17 protein-coding genes and 2 pseudogenes (1 of these 19 cut by a window edge) are annotated in these 15,000 nt (G+C 40.4%); 9 read left to right on the top strand and 10 right to left on the bottom strand.

The features are described 5' to 3' along the window. Positions 1–75: 75 nt before the first annotated feature. Entirely contained in the window at positions 76–1,089 is a 1,014-nt protein-coding gene (locus tag CLV95_RS13330; protein WP_002733960.1) for a zinc-dependent alcohol dehydrogenase family protein, read from the bottom strand. A gap of 346 nt (positions 1,090–1,435) precedes the next feature. On the opposite strand from CLV95_RS13330, the gene CLV95_RS13325 reads away from it, so the two are divergent. Further along, complete coding sequence (locus tag CLV95_RS13325) at positions 1,436–1,834, top strand: SufE family protein (protein WP_026054867.1); 399 nt, start codon at positions 1,436–1,438, stop codon at positions 1,832–1,834. Positions 1,835–2,155: 321 nt separating this feature from the next. Here the strand turns inward: CLV95_RS13325 and CLV95_RS13320 are convergent, their stop codons facing one another. The 8 genes and pseudogenes from CLV95_RS13320 to CLV95_RS13285 form a co-directional block, all read right to left on the bottom strand. Then, a complete protein-coding gene (locus CLV95_RS13320) occupies positions 2,156–2,959 on the bottom strand; it encodes a DUF3592 domain-containing protein (protein WP_002734004.1) in 804 nt (267 codons plus the stop codon). 87 nt (positions 2,960–3,046) lie between these two features. Next, positions 3,047–3,313, bottom strand: a pseudogene (locus CLV95_RS13315) (MmcQ/YjbR family DNA-binding protein); the annotation flags it as partial. Next, positions 3,314–3,508: pseudogene (locus CLV95_RS13310) on the bottom strand (TPM domain-containing protein); the annotation flags it as partial. It abuts the pseudogene before it with no gap. Continuing rightward, the gene (locus CLV95_RS13305; RefSeq protein WP_002734237.1) at positions 3,472–3,642 is read right to left on the bottom strand and encodes a LemA family protein; all 171 of its coding nucleotides are present in this window, start codon (positions 3,640–3,642) and stop codon (positions 3,472–3,474) included. The pseudogene CLV95_RS13310 and the gene CLV95_RS13305, both read right to left, overlap by 37 nt. A 69-nt stretch (positions 3,643–3,711) precedes the next feature. After that, positions 3,712–3,972, bottom strand: a complete 261-nt coding sequence (locus CLV95_RS13300) for a DUF736 family protein (protein ID WP_002733949.1) — start codon at positions 3,970–3,972, stop codon at positions 3,712–3,714. Positions 3,973–4,093: 121 nt separating this feature from the next. Beyond that, the gene (locus CLV95_RS13295; RefSeq protein ID WP_002734166.1) at positions 4,094–4,231 is read right to left on the bottom strand and encodes a hypothetical protein; all 138 of its coding nucleotides are present in this window, start codon (positions 4,229–4,231) and stop codon (positions 4,094–4,096) included. 571 nt (positions 4,232–4,802) lie between these two features. After that, positions 4,803–6,140, bottom strand: a complete 1,338-nt coding sequence (locus CLV95_RS13290; RefSeq protein WP_002733945.1) for a peptidoglycan recognition protein family protein — start codon at positions 6,138–6,140, stop codon at positions 4,803–4,805. Next, the gene (locus CLV95_RS13285; RefSeq protein ID WP_002723949.1) at positions 6,137–6,727 is read right to left on the bottom strand and encodes a hypothetical protein; all 591 of its coding nucleotides are present in this window, start codon (positions 6,725–6,727) and stop codon (positions 6,137–6,139) included. Before CLV95_RS13285 ends, CLV95_RS13290 begins: the two co-directional genes overlap by 4 nt. A gap of 109 nt (positions 6,728–6,836) precedes the next feature. On the opposite strand from CLV95_RS13285, the gene CLV95_RS18925 reads away from it, so the two are divergent. The 3 genes from CLV95_RS18925 (at position 6,837) to CLV95_RS13275 (ending at position 8,908) form a co-directional block, all read left to right on the top strand. Further along, the gene (locus CLV95_RS18925) at positions 6,837–6,995 is read left to right on the top strand and encodes a hypothetical protein (protein ID WP_002724043.1); all 159 of its coding nucleotides are present in this window, start codon (positions 6,837–6,839) and stop codon (positions 6,993–6,995) included. Between the two features lie 362 nt (positions 6,996–7,357). Next, complete coding sequence (locus tag CLV95_RS13280) at positions 7,358–8,185, top strand: three-Cys-motif partner protein TcmP (RefSeq protein WP_002734175.1); 828 nt, start codon at positions 7,358–7,360, stop codon at positions 8,183–8,185. Between the two features lie 3 nt (positions 8,186–8,188). Next, positions 8,189–8,908 (top strand): DUF5131 family protein, encoded by a 720-nt coding sequence (locus tag CLV95_RS13275; protein WP_016561303.1) that lies wholly within the window; start codon positions 8,189–8,191, stop codon positions 8,906–8,908. Positions 8,909–9,196: 288 nt separating this feature from the next. On the opposite strand, the gene CLV95_RS13270 is transcribed toward CLV95_RS13275, so the two are convergent. Further along, on the bottom strand, positions 9,197–9,979 hold the full coding sequence (locus CLV95_RS13270) for a tetratricopeptide repeat protein (protein ID WP_002767837.1): 783 nt from the start codon (positions 9,977–9,979) through the stop codon (positions 9,197–9,199). Between the two features lie 46 nt (positions 9,980–10,025). Between CLV95_RS13270 and ribH the strand changes: the two genes are divergently transcribed. From ribH to CLV95_RS13245, 5 genes are all read left to right on the top strand, one after another. After that, positions 10,026–10,487 carry a 6,7-dimethyl-8-ribityllumazine synthase gene (gene ribH, locus CLV95_RS13265; protein ID WP_002724090.1) on the top strand — a complete coding sequence of 154 codons (462 nt, stop codon included), beginning with the start codon at positions 10,026–10,028 and terminating at the stop codon, positions 10,485–10,487. Continuing rightward, on the top strand, positions 10,488–10,904 hold the full coding sequence (gene nusB / locus CLV95_RS13260; protein ID WP_011669549.1) for a transcription antitermination factor NusB: 417 nt from the start codon (positions 10,488–10,490) through the stop codon (positions 10,902–10,904). Further along, entirely contained in the window at positions 10,897–12,963 is a 2,067-nt protein-coding gene (locus CLV95_RS13255) for a tetratricopeptide repeat protein (RefSeq protein WP_002734013.1), read from the top strand. Before nusB ends, CLV95_RS13255 begins: the two co-directional genes overlap by 8 nt. A 47-nt stretch (positions 12,964–13,010) precedes the next feature. Continuing rightward, complete coding sequence (locus CLV95_RS13250; RefSeq protein WP_308417692.1) at positions 13,011–14,300, top strand: HEAT repeat domain-containing protein; 1,290 nt, start codon at positions 13,011–13,013, stop codon at positions 14,298–14,300. Between the two features lie 166 nt (positions 14,301–14,466). Then, a protein-coding gene (locus CLV95_RS13245) for an enoyl-CoA hydratase/isomerase family protein (protein WP_002734130.1) crosses the window boundary here: on the top strand, positions 14,467–15,000 show its 5' portion. It continues 213 nt past the right edge of the window; only the first 534 of its 747 coding nucleotides appear in the window; the start codon lies at positions 14,467–14,469; its stop codon lies off the right edge, out of view.

Below are 15,000 nucleotides of genomic sequence, written 5' to 3'. Positions count from 1 at the left end.
CTTATCTCCGAAGTTGGACTTCATAATCGGACTTCGGTAATGACAAAATAAGAATTCTTTTGAAACCGTTACGGTTTAAATTTCAATACAAACCTTGCCGAAATGTTTTCCCGCTTTTAATGTGTCGAACGCTTTGGAAGCTTCTTCGAAAGAATAAACGTGGTCCACAACCGGTTTGATTTTATTCGCATCGATCGCCTGGTTCATATCTTCGAAATTTTTTTTACTTCCGACTATGATTCCTTGAATTCTGATTCCTTGCATAAGTATTGGGAATAGAGATAAATTATTGCTTTCTCCTCCCGCTAATACTCCGATTAAAGCGATTGTTCCCCAAGGTTTCGTACTAGAAATGGATTTTTGTAAAGTACCAGCGCCGCCTACTTCGATGATAAGATCGGCACCTTTCATGTTCGTAATTTTACGAACTTCCCTATCCCAATTTGTTTTTTCATTGTAGTTGATGACTTCGTCCGCACCTAGGGTTTTTACTTTGTCGAGTTTATCTTTACTGGAAGAAGTCGCAATTACTTTACATCCCATCATTTTAGCAAATTGTAATGCAAATATGGAAACACCTCCGGTTCCCTGAACGACTACGGTTGCTCCGGGTTGAATATTGCCGTGAGTTACGATCGCCGTGTATGCGGTCAGCGCGGCACAAGGAAGAGTAGAGGCTTCCACAAAGGAAAGATGTTCCGGCATAGGAACCAATCCTTGTTCGCCGAAAACCCTATATTCGCAAAGAGTTCCGTCTAACGGTCCACCGAGGGTATTTTTCAACATATCCTTTTCCGGAGCTCCGTCGAACCAACTTTGAGCAAAGTTCGCACAAACCTTATCACCTGCTTTCCATTTTGTGACACCGGGACCGATTTGGACAATTTCTCCCGCACCATCGGAAAGAGGAATTAAAGGAAGTTTTTGTTTCGGGTTGTATTTGCCGATCGCCATCAGATAATCTCTGTAATTTAAAGAAACCGCTTTAAAACGAACGAGCACTTCTCCTTGCGCTGGAATTGGATCGGGGCGTTCGGAGATTTTTAAATTTTCTAGACCGAACTGATTTTGAATTTCATAAACCTTCATGGATACGTTTTCTCCCTAGTTTGTGGATCGATTCGTCCAAAATTCTTTCGGAAAGAATTTTCCTCACCTTTGTATTTTCCTTTCGTTTTAAGAGAATCTAATTTTAAGACAAGCTTTCCGAAAACACATTTTTGCAAAACCGAAAAGAGCGCTCGTCTCAGCTTCGCTGAGAACCAACATTGAGTTTCCGCCCCGCTGCGCCTATTGGTTGCCTCGCTCTCTTTCTCAGCTTCGTTGAGAGCCGCTCACGACGCTCCGCTGTTCGCTGCTATCTCGACTCTCTACGGATCGCTCGATAGGTTTTCTGATTGCTTGCGAGAGAATTGAGGAAAAGTTGGAAAGAGACATGAGTAGTATTGCGGAAGTTCAGAAGGAAATCGTGTCCGAATTTTCGGAATGTACTGATTGGCAGGAACGTTATCAACTTCTAATAGAAATGGGAGACGAGCTTGGGTCGCTTCCTGATTCCGTAAAAACTTCCGAACGTTTGGTTCCCGGATGCCAATCTAGAGTTTGGATTGTTGCCGAGGAAAAAGACGGTAAGATAGAATTTCAAGCGGACAGCGATTCGGCGATTACCCGCGGGATGATCGCTCTTCTTATTCGCGTTTTTTCCGGACGTACCCGAGAAGAGATTAAAAGTACTTCTCTGGAATTTTTAAAAGAGATCGGTCTTGACAAACATCTTTCGATGTCTAGACGAAACGGTCTCTATTCCATGGTTAATATTCTCCGAAATAGCTGATTTTCCACGGTAGAAGATTTTGTGTTATGAAATTCGCGATCTGAAATGCGACCCATAGAGAGCATTCACTGAGTTCGGGGAGTCGTTGTACTTGAGTTTCCATTCGCCCAAACTTTCTCCAAGAATTTACATTACCTAGCGTGAGTTCACGCACGCATTGGATTGTTAAAACTTTCCAAAATCAGATTTGTATATTCGAATAATATGATGGTTTGTCCGCCAACCGGGACGGAGCGTGGTAACTGTTCTCTCCGATAAAGCGAAATTAAGTTTTGGAGCACGCTGTAAATCGAAAGTTTTTAATTAAAATCATTCCAATCTTCATACGTCCCCCAAAAGTATTGCTCCGATTCCCATCATGAAGAAGATTACGCTTATCATAAAAGGAATCATTCGATCTATCCATTCACTATTAGGCGATAGCCATTGCCTAACGCATAATACGAAGATTCCGAGCCCTATTCCGGCTAATGTGTACCCAAAAAACTGATAAAAGTTTTCATACATAAAAATGGCGATTGGAACCGAGCCTGCGATAACGATACTTCCGCTTATGGTAAAACAGCGCATTGCCATTTTACGAGTGCGCATAACGTTTATTTCTCTCATTTCAAATAGATCATATTCTTTTTCCCAGATTTTACCTCCGACAAAAAAGAATCCTACCAAAAGGGAAAAAGAAGCAAAGAATGAGAGTGCCCAGGTTACTCCCCATGTGTTTTGAAAATCGGCTATGAAACCTTTGTGCGGATCGGATGGTTTGTAGAGAATGTTTACGTTATCTTTGATTTGCCATTTTCTTGGACCGCCCAAACCTCGAATGGTGTATTCTTTTCCGTCGGGAGTAGAAAAGTTTACAAGTGGCACAGAGGTAGTTACCTCTGTCCTATACTTACCGGTGGTTCGGATGTCTCTTTCTTCGATATAATCGACAAGGATACCTTTCGTTTTGACTGTATCTTGCAGTTCATTATATCGATCCATTCCGACATTGATTGTTGCGTAAAGCCCGACAATTCCTATGATCAAACTACCGGTGCCTATTCCCCATTCTAAGTCTTTCAATTTGCCGACAATCAACCCTACAAGTATTCCGACGAAAATAAATAGAAATGAAATGAACATAAGTTTCTCTTAATTCCTTATTGTTTAGAGAATGATTCAACTGAATACTCCTTTTCTTTGTTCAACTTCGTATAAAAAGCCGGAAAATCAATTTCCCTTCTTTAACTTTGCGGGTAGTTTGTTCCAAACGAGTTGAGGAATCCTTGATTCTTTTCTGAAGTTCCTTGAGGAAAAGAGTTTTTAAATTCTCGCATTGAACCCAGCCGTATCTCGCGAGATACGGCGCAGGTATGATTCCTTTTTTTGAACGAGAAGTTCGGTGTCCGACGGACTATATTTAAAACAAATTGTCAATGGATCTTCCGTCATCGTCACACAAAACATTTTGTTATGAACGGAAAATGCGAGGTCTTTTTACATCACTTCCGGTCGATCCGAGAGTTCGTTCGGGTTTTGTTTTTCGGAAGGAAAATATTTTTGAAAAAGTTGTGTGAATTCTTCAATTGCAAAAAGGATACTTTCCGAATAACGCCCCGAGCGAAAGCCGGTCTGCATCCGTTCACAAATTTCGTCTAACGCAGATTGTCCGATTTTCTTTGATATTGATTTAATATCTCGGCCCAAGAAGCGGTTACTGCTTCGTCTTCTTCCTGAATCGTATTGTAGCTGCAGTTGGAGAAGACTAAAGACGCCAATGTCAGTGTAAAGACTAAGAGCAGTTTGAGATGAATTTTCATTTTCAAGAAATTATTTTCCCCTATAGTCGTGGATTTTTTACGCTCAAACCCGGATTGTAAACAGAATGTTACTCTTCAAAACGGAAAATTTTCTTCTATATCCGTAAAGTCGTTTCCGTCCGTTTCGACGACTTCGAATCTTTTTTCAGGATTCGGTTCCGAGAGGCTTAGAGAAAGATAATTCTTTCCAGTTGCAGATTTGCGAATCCACCCGGCAAGTCGATACGTTTTTCCTTCCAGGAACACCTTACCCGTATAATCCGGTTGAGTTTCCTTTTCCTTGGTTGCGTTGTTAAAAAGACATCCTTTCTTTTCTTTGAGTGTGTATTCAGCCATTTTCGTTTCCTCCTTTTCTTTGTTCTTGCAAATGTTTCTTAAACTTGGGTTAAATTTGATCCTCAGTAAGTTTGGTAGAATCCTGATTTGATCCACTCAATTGAGTGTTACTTTTTTTGTTTTATGCGGCTTCGGATTTACGGCGTAGCGTTTCTTTTTCCAAGACCCTTTTGCGGATTTCTTCGATCAGTTTATCCGCGAGAATTTCCGCGATGGCTTCGATTTTTTTGTCCATTGATTTTGAAGTTGTGTTTTGCATGTTATTTGCCTCTCAATTTGAATTTTAGGATACGGGTTACCCGGGACAAAAAAGAGAGGAACGCCCCTTTTTTAGGAGACTTTGAATCATTTTTTTTTACATTCCTCCAGGATTGTATGAATTTTTATGACTTCGACCTGGCAGCGGTGCAAGTTCTTCCCATTTCATTTGAAATTGTGATAATCCCTCTACATTTTAGAGTTTTTGACTGCTTCAAGTCAGAATGAATTTGTGTGGGAACTCCTGTGGATTTCTTTATAAATGAGATTTAAAAAACGGAATATTATAAAATCTCAATTTTTAGGATAACTTCGATTCCTTTCTGATTATAGGATCGATCTTTCAATTTACAACTTAAGGTGTCGGGCAAATTTTTGTTTCGATACTAAAGAACAAAAGAATTTTTATTCTATGGATTTGAATCGGACCATCTGTAAATTTTTTATAAACTTTTACGATAGATTTTGATTGGGTGACTGTAAAATTCAAATGTCATTCGAAAAGCATATGGTGTTACGGTTTAAAATGAAACTTGGCGGAGATATCTATAAAACGGCGAAAGGTAAATTTTTTATGGCTGAAAATACGTAAACAGAAGAATCCAATCATCGCTCTGTCTTTTGAACCAGTTTTCCTCCGAATAAAAAGTTCCACCGACCTGATCCAGAACCTCTTTCATATAGGGTTCGCCCGGATCGAAATCCTTACCGTCCAGATAAATCGAACCTCCCCATTTTTTCTTAGCTTGGGTATGAGAATAAATTCCCCGTAAAGATTCCACACGTTCGTTGGTGAGAGGAATCTTGTATTTTTCGGAGAGTTCTTTAACAAGACGAGCGACCGCTTTGGTTTGTTCTCGGTTCGCTAAAAGCATTTCCGTGTCCTTTCCGACGATTTCCACCTGAAAACAATTCGAATTTGTTCCTGCGGCCGCGGCGGCAACGTCCAAGATGGAATCTAGAAGTTGATAGATTTTTCCGTCTTGATCCGCAAGGAACGTTGCGGATAAATTCCGTTTTTCTAATATTTCTAAAGTTTTTTGGTAATCCGGAATCGCGGTGTAATGTAACACGATACAATCGGGACGGATCGATCCCCGATAATTGTAACGAAGTCTTTTTTCTTCGGGGGCTTTTCCGTCGGAAGTTTTTTCGATTGAGTTCAAATGGACGATCGAAGCGGGAGTTATGCCGCGACCTCGATTGTATGTCGGGACGACTTTTTTACCGGATGAGTCCACAAATTTTTCCTTACGAATCACCCAATCGGAAACGAATCGATCTTTCCATTCTGTTTCGGGAAAAAATTTGCCCTGGAGCCTGGAAAAGACGACGGAAAGAACTTTTTCACTTCCACATTCTCCCGTGTCTAGAAAACGACCGAATTTTTTCTTACTCTGAGTATGGGTAAAAACTCCTTTTCCGGAAGTTATATCATAGTTATTTAGAGAAATTGAATGTTCTTTGGAAAGTCTTTGAATCAAGTCGGTGAGAGCTTTCAATTGGATCTCGTTTTTTAGAATGGAATCGTTTATTCCTTCCCAGGAAACGTGAATCGTAGTTTCGTCCATTCCGGGAGAGGCTCTATAAATAATTTTAGAAGGCTCTTCCACGCCGTATACGCTTCCGTTTTCAAGAACGATAAAATGAACCATCCATCCGGAAGATTTGCTTCTGTCCAAGTATTCTTCCGCTTTTAAACCGGAGGTGTGATGTAAAAGAATCGATTTTACTTGAAAGGACCAACGTCTTTTACCGATCGTATCGAGGGATTTTTTACCGATTCCTAAGGTCAGAAAAGGAAGGATACGACCCTGTTCCTGAGAGAAAACGGATGATTCTTTCGTTTGAGAAAAACAACTCAGGATAAAAACGAAAAAGAAGAATGCGGTAAATGCGTGAATTTTCATATTCCGGAAACCTTGTCTCTAAGACGAGTAAGATCTTCTCTTAATTTTTCGAGGGTTCGGGAAAGTTTTCTGTGACGATTAATGAGATCTGAATATTCGGAAATTCTAAAGTTATTTCCGTTTTTTCTTTTGTTGTCGACTTCCTCCGGGATCAAGGGAATATCGTTGAATATCTCCTCCGATAAATCGAACTCTTGCGTAAGCTTTTGATACTGGATGGAACACGCCGAGAAAAACTCGGGAGAGAAATTCGCTCTGGAGGATGCGATCTGTTTTCCAAGGGTGTCCTTAGCCGATTTTAAGAATGAAAAAAGAGACTGGTTATCCCGGACTACTTCGTTTAGGGATGTTTGTAGATGAATTTCCGTTTTACTTTTGGAGTGAAGAACTCCTCTTCTCGCCTTCAGATAGATCAGATAGATCAAAACGATTGATATCATAAAGATGAGGGAAAATAAGAAGAAGGTTCTTTTTTCGTAGATCCATTCCAAGGTTTCCCATTGGAACAGATCAGGTGCGTATGCAGCGAAGGCCGATCCGATCAAAATGAGAAAGATAGAAAAATAAAGGAAGACGCGAGCTGACATTCGGTTTCATGACATATTCCCAAGGTATACTTGTCAAGAAAGCTTCTACCGGAAAGAAAACTCCCGGCGAAATTTAAGATCGTTCGGGGCTTTTCCGATATACAAATAGATGGAAGAATCTACTCGAAAACCGCTTTCCACATCCAAGGTGGTAAATTTCGGGCTTTATAAAATCAAAAAAACTCTTAGAGAAGAGGGTTTTGAAGTAGTGGAAAAACCGGACGGAAATATTTCACTCGTAATCCGCGTAGGCAAGGAAAAACGCTGATAATAATTAGAGTGATGGAAATTATTCTTCATCTGTTTCTATTTTCCGGAAACGGTCGATTGAAGCCATTTTGTGAATCGTCACTATGGAATTTTCGACAACTCTATTCAATTCGCCGTTTTCTTTGATGTTTCTCGATCGATTAAATTCTAAAATTACCCTATAATTTGAATCCGTTTTCGAACGACCGTTGGGGATTTGCGGCTCTTTTGAAGCGAGTTTTGGATATCGGCGAAAAAATCAATGCTTATGTGGAATTGTTTTTACAGTCAATATGATTTATGAAATTGGTTTTAAATATTAAAAAAATATAAAGTTAGAAAGTGTTTCATATATATTTCTAATGTGACGAATATAAGTTCATGAGTGATGATTTTGATTTGTATGATCGGGTTGGCGAATGGACTGAGTTAAAATTAGAAATAGTCAAAAAATACGCGGAAAGCTTTCAAGGTGCTTTGAAAAATTCAAATTTTAAAACCATTTATATTGATGGATTTTGTAATTCCGGGGAGGCAATTTCGAAGAAAACTTCAGAGAAAATCGATGGTAGTGCTTTGAGAGCTCTAAAAGTTACACCGCCGTTTCATGAATATCATTTTGTGGACCTTGAGGAAAAACGAGTTCATCATTTACAGAGCCTTGTGAGCTCTGAAGTTAATGCACATTTTCATATTGGAAACTCTAATGAAGTTCTTCCGTTAAAAGTATTTCCAAAATTTCATTATGATAGGTATGAAAGAATATTTTGTCTTTTGGATCCTTATAAACTAACTTTGGATTGGGATGTCGTGAGAGCCGCCGGAAAAAGCAAAATAACAGATGTATTGATTAATTTTCCCGTACTTGATATGAATCGAAACGTTTTATGGAGCAATAGTGAGGGTATATCCGGTAACAATCGAGAAAAGATGAATCGATTTTGGGGAAATGATTCTTGGAAAGAAGTCGTCTATTCGGAAGAGCAAGGTTTATTCGACTCAAGAACTGTGAAAAATGACAAATCAGCACAAAAGATATTGGAAGCCTATTCGAACCGATTAAAAACCGTCGCCGGTTTTGCAGAAGTGGCTAAGCCTTTGCCAATGAGAAATAGTGTAAACGCTATTGTCTATTATTTGATATTTGCCACGCAGAAGTCGCTTGCAATCAAAATTATTAACTCTATTATGAAAAGATACCGAAGTTGAATTATGGCCTCTAAATCGAATATTGAATGGACTGAAGCTACCTGGAATCCAGTGACGGGTTGTACAAAAGTAAGTGCAGGTTGCGCAAATTGTTATGCAGAAGTGTTAACGAAGCGATTTGAGAAAAACTGGGGAAAATTTTCTGAGGTAAAAATTCATCCATATCGTTTGTCAATTCCCAAAAAAAAGAAAAATCCGACCGTCTATTTTGTAAACTCAATGAGCGATTTGTTTCATAAGGATGTCTCGAAAGATTTTATTTTAGAAATTTTTAAAGTAATGAGAGAAACTCCTCATCATACGTTTCAGATATTGACTAAACGACCTGAACGACTTTATGCTATGGATAAAGAATTAATTTGGGCTCCTAATATATGGATGGGAGTTTCCGTTGAAAATAGAAAAGTATATCCAAGAATTGATTTTCTCCGCAAAACAAACGCAATGATTAAATTTCTTTCTGTAGAGCCTTTGTTAGAAAGTGTCGCCGATATTGATGTTGCCGGTTTGAATTGGTGTATCGTTGGCGGTGAATCAGGATTAAAGGCAAGACCTTTACAAAAAAAATGGGTCGTTGAAGTATTAAGGGCGTGCAGAAGGGAAAAAATAGCTTTTTTCTTTAAGCAATGGGGAGGAAGGAATAAAAAACTTACGGGAAGAATATTAAACGGAAGAGAATACAACGAGATGCCGGTAACTCCTAAAATTAAGAAGGCTATTTAAGAAACACTTTTTCGCCTTATGAATTGAGTAATTCAAAACTTTCTTTTCTTTTAGAACTTGTCCCAAAACCTCGGATGTAGGAACTCCTACACGAGAGTGTTCCAACGATATAATTCATAATTCACCAATCTGCGGGAATTTTTACGCTCTATTACGAACTTATGAAATGGTTGTGCTAATTTCTTTCCATGTTTTGGGACAAGTGCTTAAATTTGTACACCGAATGTTTGATAAATTTTTTGTCGGTTGCATCAGAACTTTAAAATATTCTTATATTAATCTGAGGGCTCACATCGTATCCGGAAGTTCTACTTCTTCCCGTTTGGGTTCCGGTTTTAAAAATTCTCCGCATTTCTGCGAAAGTTGTTCGTGGATTTTCCATTTGTCCCCGGCGAGCGGCATTACTCTTAGATAAATCCTATAATTGCGGATCGAACCTTTGCAGTAACCGCCTTTCAAATATAATTGACCGAGAAGTTTTCTTGCCGCAGGATGAGCCGGTTCCATTTCGATGACCTGATTGGCTAGACGAATGGCTCTGTCCGGATTATTAGCCGCGAGTTTTTTTGCTTCTTCCCAAGCGGGAACGGTTTCTTTTTCGTACTTTCTGTAAAGATCGCTGTTCCCCATCTGAAACAAACGGAAAATGATCGCGTCTTCTTTTCCGTTTTGGCAGATGCCGTACCAAACATCTTCTTCTCTTTCGGTAATTCGATTGGCCCTGATTCCGGCTAACCTGGAACCGTCTATACAGCCCGTGGCTTCGAAAAGATCCTTCATCGCTTGTGGAGAAGTGGCGAGAATTCTTCTGGCTCTATTTTCGAAACTTGCGATTTCGTCTTCGGGAAGGGAATCTTCCGGGTTTGGAAGGTCTTGTAGGCCGGATAAAACTCTCAACTTGATGTTGGATTCCAATACCCATTCGGGTAGATTCAGGGATTTTAAGAATACGTTTTCTTTCGAAAAAATTCTTCGATAGATCGAACATCCTGAAAGGAAAAGAAGGACAAAGAGAATGAAACGATGGGAAAAGTAGAAAAACGATCCTGGGAAGACTTTTTGATTTGCCACAATAGGTAATATGTGATTTCTCAACAATAGAATCAATCAGGAATCTATGATCCAAGAACTCAAAGCAGATTTAAACGGAAAAGGACAAAAACACTGTGTGATCGTCTCTCGTTTCAACGAATTTATCACGGAAAACCTTTTGAAAGGAGCACTTGAGTCGTTCCGTATGCACGGAGTTAGAGAAGAAGACGTGACTGTAGTGCGAGTTCCTGGTGCTTATGAAATGCCGGTCGTAGTTGCCAAAGTCGCCGCTTCTAAAAAATACAATTCCATCGTATGTTTAGGCGCGGTAATCCGAGGTGCGACCGCTCATTTTGATTTTGTTGCGGGAGAATCCGCAAAAATCGGATCGATCGGAGTTCAACATTCCATTCCGGTTGTTTTTGGTGTGTTAACCACGGATACGATTGAACAAGCGATCGAAAGAGCGGGAACCAAAGCCGGGAACAAAGGTGCCGAAGCCGCAGCCACGGCGGTGGAAATGGTGAACCTACTTTCTCTTCTTTAAATGTCGGCCAGACGTACTTCTAGAGAAATCGCCGTAATGGCTCTTTACCAATTGGAACTAACGGGACCTCCGCTCAAAGAGGTTCTCAAGTTCAAATGGTATGACAAAAAAACCGAACCGGAAGAGAGAGATTTTGCCGTTTCCATCGTAAATGGTGTTGTGAAAAATCAGGAACAAATCGATACTCTAATCAAGAAGTATTCCAAAAACTGGGACTTCTCAAGAATCAGCATCGTAAACAAAGCGATTCTTCGTTTATCCGTATTCGCTTTGTTGTATAGCTGGGAAGTTCCGAAGAATGTTACGATCGACGAAGCGGTGGAACTTACGAAAGAATTTGAAAGCGAAGAGTCCGCCCGGTTCGTGAACGGAATCCTGGACGCAATTCTCAAAAACGAAACCAAATCCGATGGATAAAGAAATCCGAAAAAACAGGTTGTTCTTAGAGGGAATCGAGGAGAAAGAACTTTATTTTCCGGAGGATCAAGAACCGGTTCGGATTCGTAGGTCATATAATAAACTTCTTATATTCTGGATTTTGATGGGTCTTCTTGTTTTAGGCGGACTCGGTTTTGCCTTATACCATCAATTTTTGCGTTCTTCTTCTCCCGAATCTGAACTTGCGGGGGCCTTCAACAAAGATCTGATTCAAAATAAGTCGGATATCAATCGTCTATTAGAAAGACCTTATCTTCCCGACGGAAACGCAAATCCACAGTTGACGAAATGTATCAATCTTTATAAGGAAAGATTTACCAGACAGGCCTTCGATACTTGTAATGAATTTCTGAATTCCGCGGGAACACAAGAAGAGAAGTCGATCGCGCTTACGGTTCTCGGAGTGATTCACGACGAAAGCGGGCGTTATCCTCAGGCGATTGAAAGACTTCAAAAAGCGGTTCAGTACGATCCTAAAAATTTTTACGCTTATTACAACTTGACTCTTTCCTACAAACACGCGGGGAGATTCGCGGACGCGAGAATGGCAGCTCTTAAGGCAAAGGAAATTGCACCGAATGATCCGAGAGTCTCTCTGCTTGCGGGGAATTTATTCAACGAGTTGAACGATCCCGACGCAGCGATCGACGCGTATAAGGAGGGACTTTCTTCTTCTCCCGATGATATGTATCTGACCTACAATCTTGCGGTCAGTTATTTTAAAAAGGGAGAGATTCTTCAAGCCGAGGAGGAATTTAAGAAAGTAGTAACAAAAACCCCTTCGGGAAAACTCGCGGCCTTATCGTATTCTTATCTGGGGAACATCGCTTACAACAAACAGGACTACAAAGGTGCGGAATATTATTTTCGTCAGGCAAGTGCACTTTCTCCAAACGAAGCCAAGTATCTTTACAATCTCGCTGTCGTATTACAAAAGAATGGAAATAAAGAGGAGGCGCTGAAGTATCTGGAACTGGCGAGAGACGCCGGCGCAAACGATCCCGAAATCTACAGACTGATTGCGGAAGGATTTTCCAATTTGAATCAGGGAGAAATGTCCATCTCCGCACTTCAAAAAAGTTTAAAGTATAATCCGACGGATCTCGATTCTCTCTTTCAACTTGCGGAAGCATACTACAACAAAGGCGACCTTCTTTCCGCCGAAGAAACGTATCGTAGGATCGTGTCTTCCACTCCGGGAGATAGTTTTACGGAGACTGCGCTTATCAATTTGGGAGTGGTTTTGGATCAGATGGAGCGTTATTCCGAAGCAATCACGGCTTTGAGTCGTGTTGTCGATCTCAATCCGAAAAACGCGAAGGCGTATCACACGTTGGGACTCGTTTATAAACATTCCGGGAATGGGACGCTTGCTATCGAAAATTGGAGAAAATCCATTGTGATCGAGCCGGAAAACATTCAAAGTCGGGAAGCTCTCGGTGATTATCTATTTGAAAATAAATTCTTTCGAGAAGCGGTGGAAGAATACATCGGAATCGTAAAACACAAAGACGACGCTTACAAAGTTTATCTCAAAATGGCGGAAGCCTATATGGGAATGCAGGATGATGTCAACGCCGAGAAGATTCTTTTGAAGGTGTTAAATACTTCGAAAGACGGTACGGATTTGAAAAACGCCCATAAGAAATTAGCTTTATTGTATAATAAATCTAAAGACCCCGATTTAAAAAATAGGGCCAAGGACGAAGCGTTTCGATCCGCTCATATGGATCCGGAAGATATGGAAGGTCGATTGGTACTTTCAAAAATTCTAATAGATTCTAATTCGATTTTGGACCGTGAGAAAGCGATCGACGAATTGATCGCCATCGTAAGATCCGATGTCAGACCGAAAATCGCCGCGACCGCATACAACTATCTAGGAATCTGTTATTATAAAAACGGGGAATTTAAAAGGGCGGTTCGAGCGTTTCAGAGTTCGATTGACTTGGATCCTTCCTTGTCCGAAGCATACGAGAACAAACGCGCTGCATCCGCCGCTTTGGAGGAATCTACACGTAGAGAGGGGTTTTTCTGAAGAATTTCTTTTTTAGCGTTTTTATTTCATTCTTTCTCATCTCTTCGATCGCCGCCGCAGAAACTCTAAAAGACGAATTTAAGGAAAATGTATTGAATTTTTCCAAGTCTCAGGCTTCCGCGATTTCCGAGATTCGATCTAAAAATCGATTGGACCTCGTGAAGGAACTTCCTTCCATTTTTCAAAACGAATCGGTCGAAGAAAAGGTGCAAATTGCGATCTTGAAACTTTTTGCAGAATTAGATGAGCTGGATATTCTTGCACCGAATTGGGTCGGGGTTTTGGATTCCGTTTTTCAAAATACGACTAACGTAACATTGAGGAAGGAAATTCTTCTTTTGACCGAAAAGAAAAAGGAAAAACGACTGATCTATTCGGTCATTGCGGCATTCAATGATCCCGAAACTTCGATACGAGCGTTGGCTTATCGTTTGATGTATCTGTTAAAGGACGATCGGGCTTTGCCGGTTCTTCTCGATATGTCTTTATCCAAAGATCCTCTGCAGAGAATGTATTTTCTCGAATCTTCTTTGATTATCAAAGATGAAAGAATTCAGAATCAGATTCATAAACTGGCAAACGACGAAAGTTCGGGAGTAAGAAAAAAATATCTTATTGTGATCAATCGCTTGGGGATTACGGAAAAATTTTCTCAGTTTCAAAAATCTGCAACCGGCGATCCGGACGACGACGTGAAAATCGTCGCATTGGAAATTCTTAAAAATAAAAAAAACCGCCAGAACATTTCCTTATTTTATAAGGGACTTACGGATCCTAATCCGGATATTCGCAGAATTTCTTTGGAGGCTCTGTTGCTCTTTCAAGACAAACAAGGAGCCAAGGTGATCTCCGATCAATTAGCCAAGGAAAAGAATTTGTTTCTCAAGGCGAGAATGATCGATCTTTTATTGGATCTTGGAAACCACGGAGGAGGTCAGGGTATTCTTGCTGTTTTAACGGACGGAGAAGAGGCGGAGCTTAGAACGAAAGCTGCTTACGCGGTAGGAAAACTCGGGGTGAACATAAACTCGGTCGAACTCACGAAAATTCTTTCCGAAGAGAAAGAGGATGCCGTTAAGTGGCAATTGATTCGATCTTTGGGAGAACTTAAGGATAAGAACGCGGTATCCGGGTTGCTTATGTTCGCGAGAAATCCCAGGGAAAAATTGAACCTGAGAATCGAGGCGGTCATCGCCATCCGGATCATCAACGACCCAGATAGTCTTTCTTCGATCTTTGAAGCTTACGTTTCCGAGAGGGAAAAGACACTTCGTATGGAATTAGAAAACACGGTGCGCGAGATACTCAACTTAAAATTCCCACCTAAAGTTCCATAAGAATTATTGAATCTAATTTTTGGAATAATTTCGGGCTTCACCTGTATTTCGAGGAAGATAAAAATATATTGTCTATTTATAGGGATTCCCGTTCGTTTTTCTTGCTTGGAAGTATGTCCGAGATTAAGATCGTGCGCATTTTTATTTGAGTTGAAAAGGATCAAACATGAAGTATCAGTTTTTGCTTACAGAACAGAGGGATAAGGTTCTTATCATCACTCTCAATCGACCTGAAAAATCCAATGCTTTGAACGTACAAATCAGGGACGAACTCGAGGACGTATTCAATACAAACGCAAAGAACGATACGGTAAAGGCGATTCTTCTCAATTCTTCGGGTAAAAACTTTTCGAGCGGTTACGATCTAGAAGAAGTCGTTCAAACGAAACTGGAATCTTTTCGTCATAGGATATTAGAATATCATTATGCGATTTATAGTTTCCCGAAACCGGTGATTACTATTTTGAGAGGTTTTGCGTCCGCCGGAGGATTTGACCTGGCTCTTTGCGGAGATTACATTATTTCAGAGAAAAAGGCGATCCTTTATAGACCCGAGATCCGATTTGGCGGTCCACCTTTGGTAACCACTCTCGCGAGAAAGATCGGACCTTCGAAAGCGCTGAGTTTGACTTTGAAGGGCGATCCGATTCGATCTTCTCAGGCATTGAGTTTAGGAATTATCGACGAGGTCTATGAAGGA

The sequence above is a fragment of the Leptospira borgpetersenii serovar Javanica genome, from assembly GCF_003046425.1.
Taxonomy (GTDB): Bacteria; Spirochaetota; Leptospiria; order Leptospirales; family Leptospiraceae; genus Leptospira; species Leptospira borgpetersenii.
The sequence above is the reverse complement of the archived record's forward strand: the minus strand, read 5'-3'. Positions and strand labels throughout refer to the sequence as shown.

What these genes read in the sequence shown, in the direction of transcription:
- CLV95_RS18925 (WP_002724043.1), top strand. Translation starts at nt 6,837, where the DNA reads ATGGAAGAATCTACTCGAAAACCGCTTTCCACATCCAAGGTGGTAAAT.
- CLV95_RS13275 (WP_016561303.1), top strand. Translation starts at nt 8,189, where the DNA reads ATGGCCTCTAAATCGAATATTGAATGGACTGAAGCTACCTGGAATCCA.
- CLV95_RS13300 (WP_002733949.1), bottom strand. Translation starts at nt 3,972, where the DNA reads ATGGCTGAATACACACTCAAAGAAAAGAAAGGATGTCTTTTTAACAAC.
- CLV95_RS13280 (WP_002734175.1), top strand. Translation starts at nt 7,358, where the DNA reads ATGAGTGATGATTTTGATTTGTATGATCGGGTTGGCGAATGGACTGAG.
- CLV95_RS13325 (WP_026054867.1), top strand. Translation starts at nt 1,436, where the DNA reads ATGAGTAGTATTGCGGAAGTTCAGAAGGAAATCGTGTCCGAATTTTCG.
- CLV95_RS13285 (WP_002723949.1), bottom strand. Translation starts at nt 6,727, where the DNA reads ATGTCAGCTCGCGTCTTCCTTTATTTTTCTATCTTTCTCATTTTGATC.
- nusB (WP_011669549.1), top strand. Translation starts at nt 10,488, where the DNA reads ATGTCGGCCAGACGTACTTCTAGAGAAATCGCCGTAATGGCTCTTTAC.
- ribH (WP_002724090.1), top strand. Translation starts at nt 10,026, where the DNA reads ATGATCCAAGAACTCAAAGCAGATTTAAACGGAAAAGGACAAAAACAC.
- CLV95_RS13320 (WP_002734004.1), bottom strand. Translation starts at nt 2,959, where the DNA reads ATGTTCATTTCATTTCTATTTATTTTCGTCGGAATACTTGTAGGGTTG.
- CLV95_RS13255 (WP_002734013.1), top strand. Translation starts at nt 10,897, where the DNA reads ATGGATAAAGAAATCCGAAAAAACAGGTTGTTCTTAGAGGGAATCGAG.
- CLV95_RS13330 (WP_002733960.1), bottom strand. Translation starts at nt 1,089, where the DNA reads ATGAAGGTTTATGAAATTCAAAATCAGTTCGGTCTAGAAAATTTAAAA.
- CLV95_RS13295 (WP_002734166.1), bottom strand. Translation starts at nt 4,231, where the DNA reads ATGCAAAACACAACTTCAAAATCAATGGACAAAAAAATCGAAGCCATC.
- CLV95_RS13290 (WP_002733945.1), bottom strand. Translation starts at nt 6,140, where the DNA reads ATGAAAATTCACGCATTTACCGCATTCTTCTTTTTCGTTTTTATCCTG.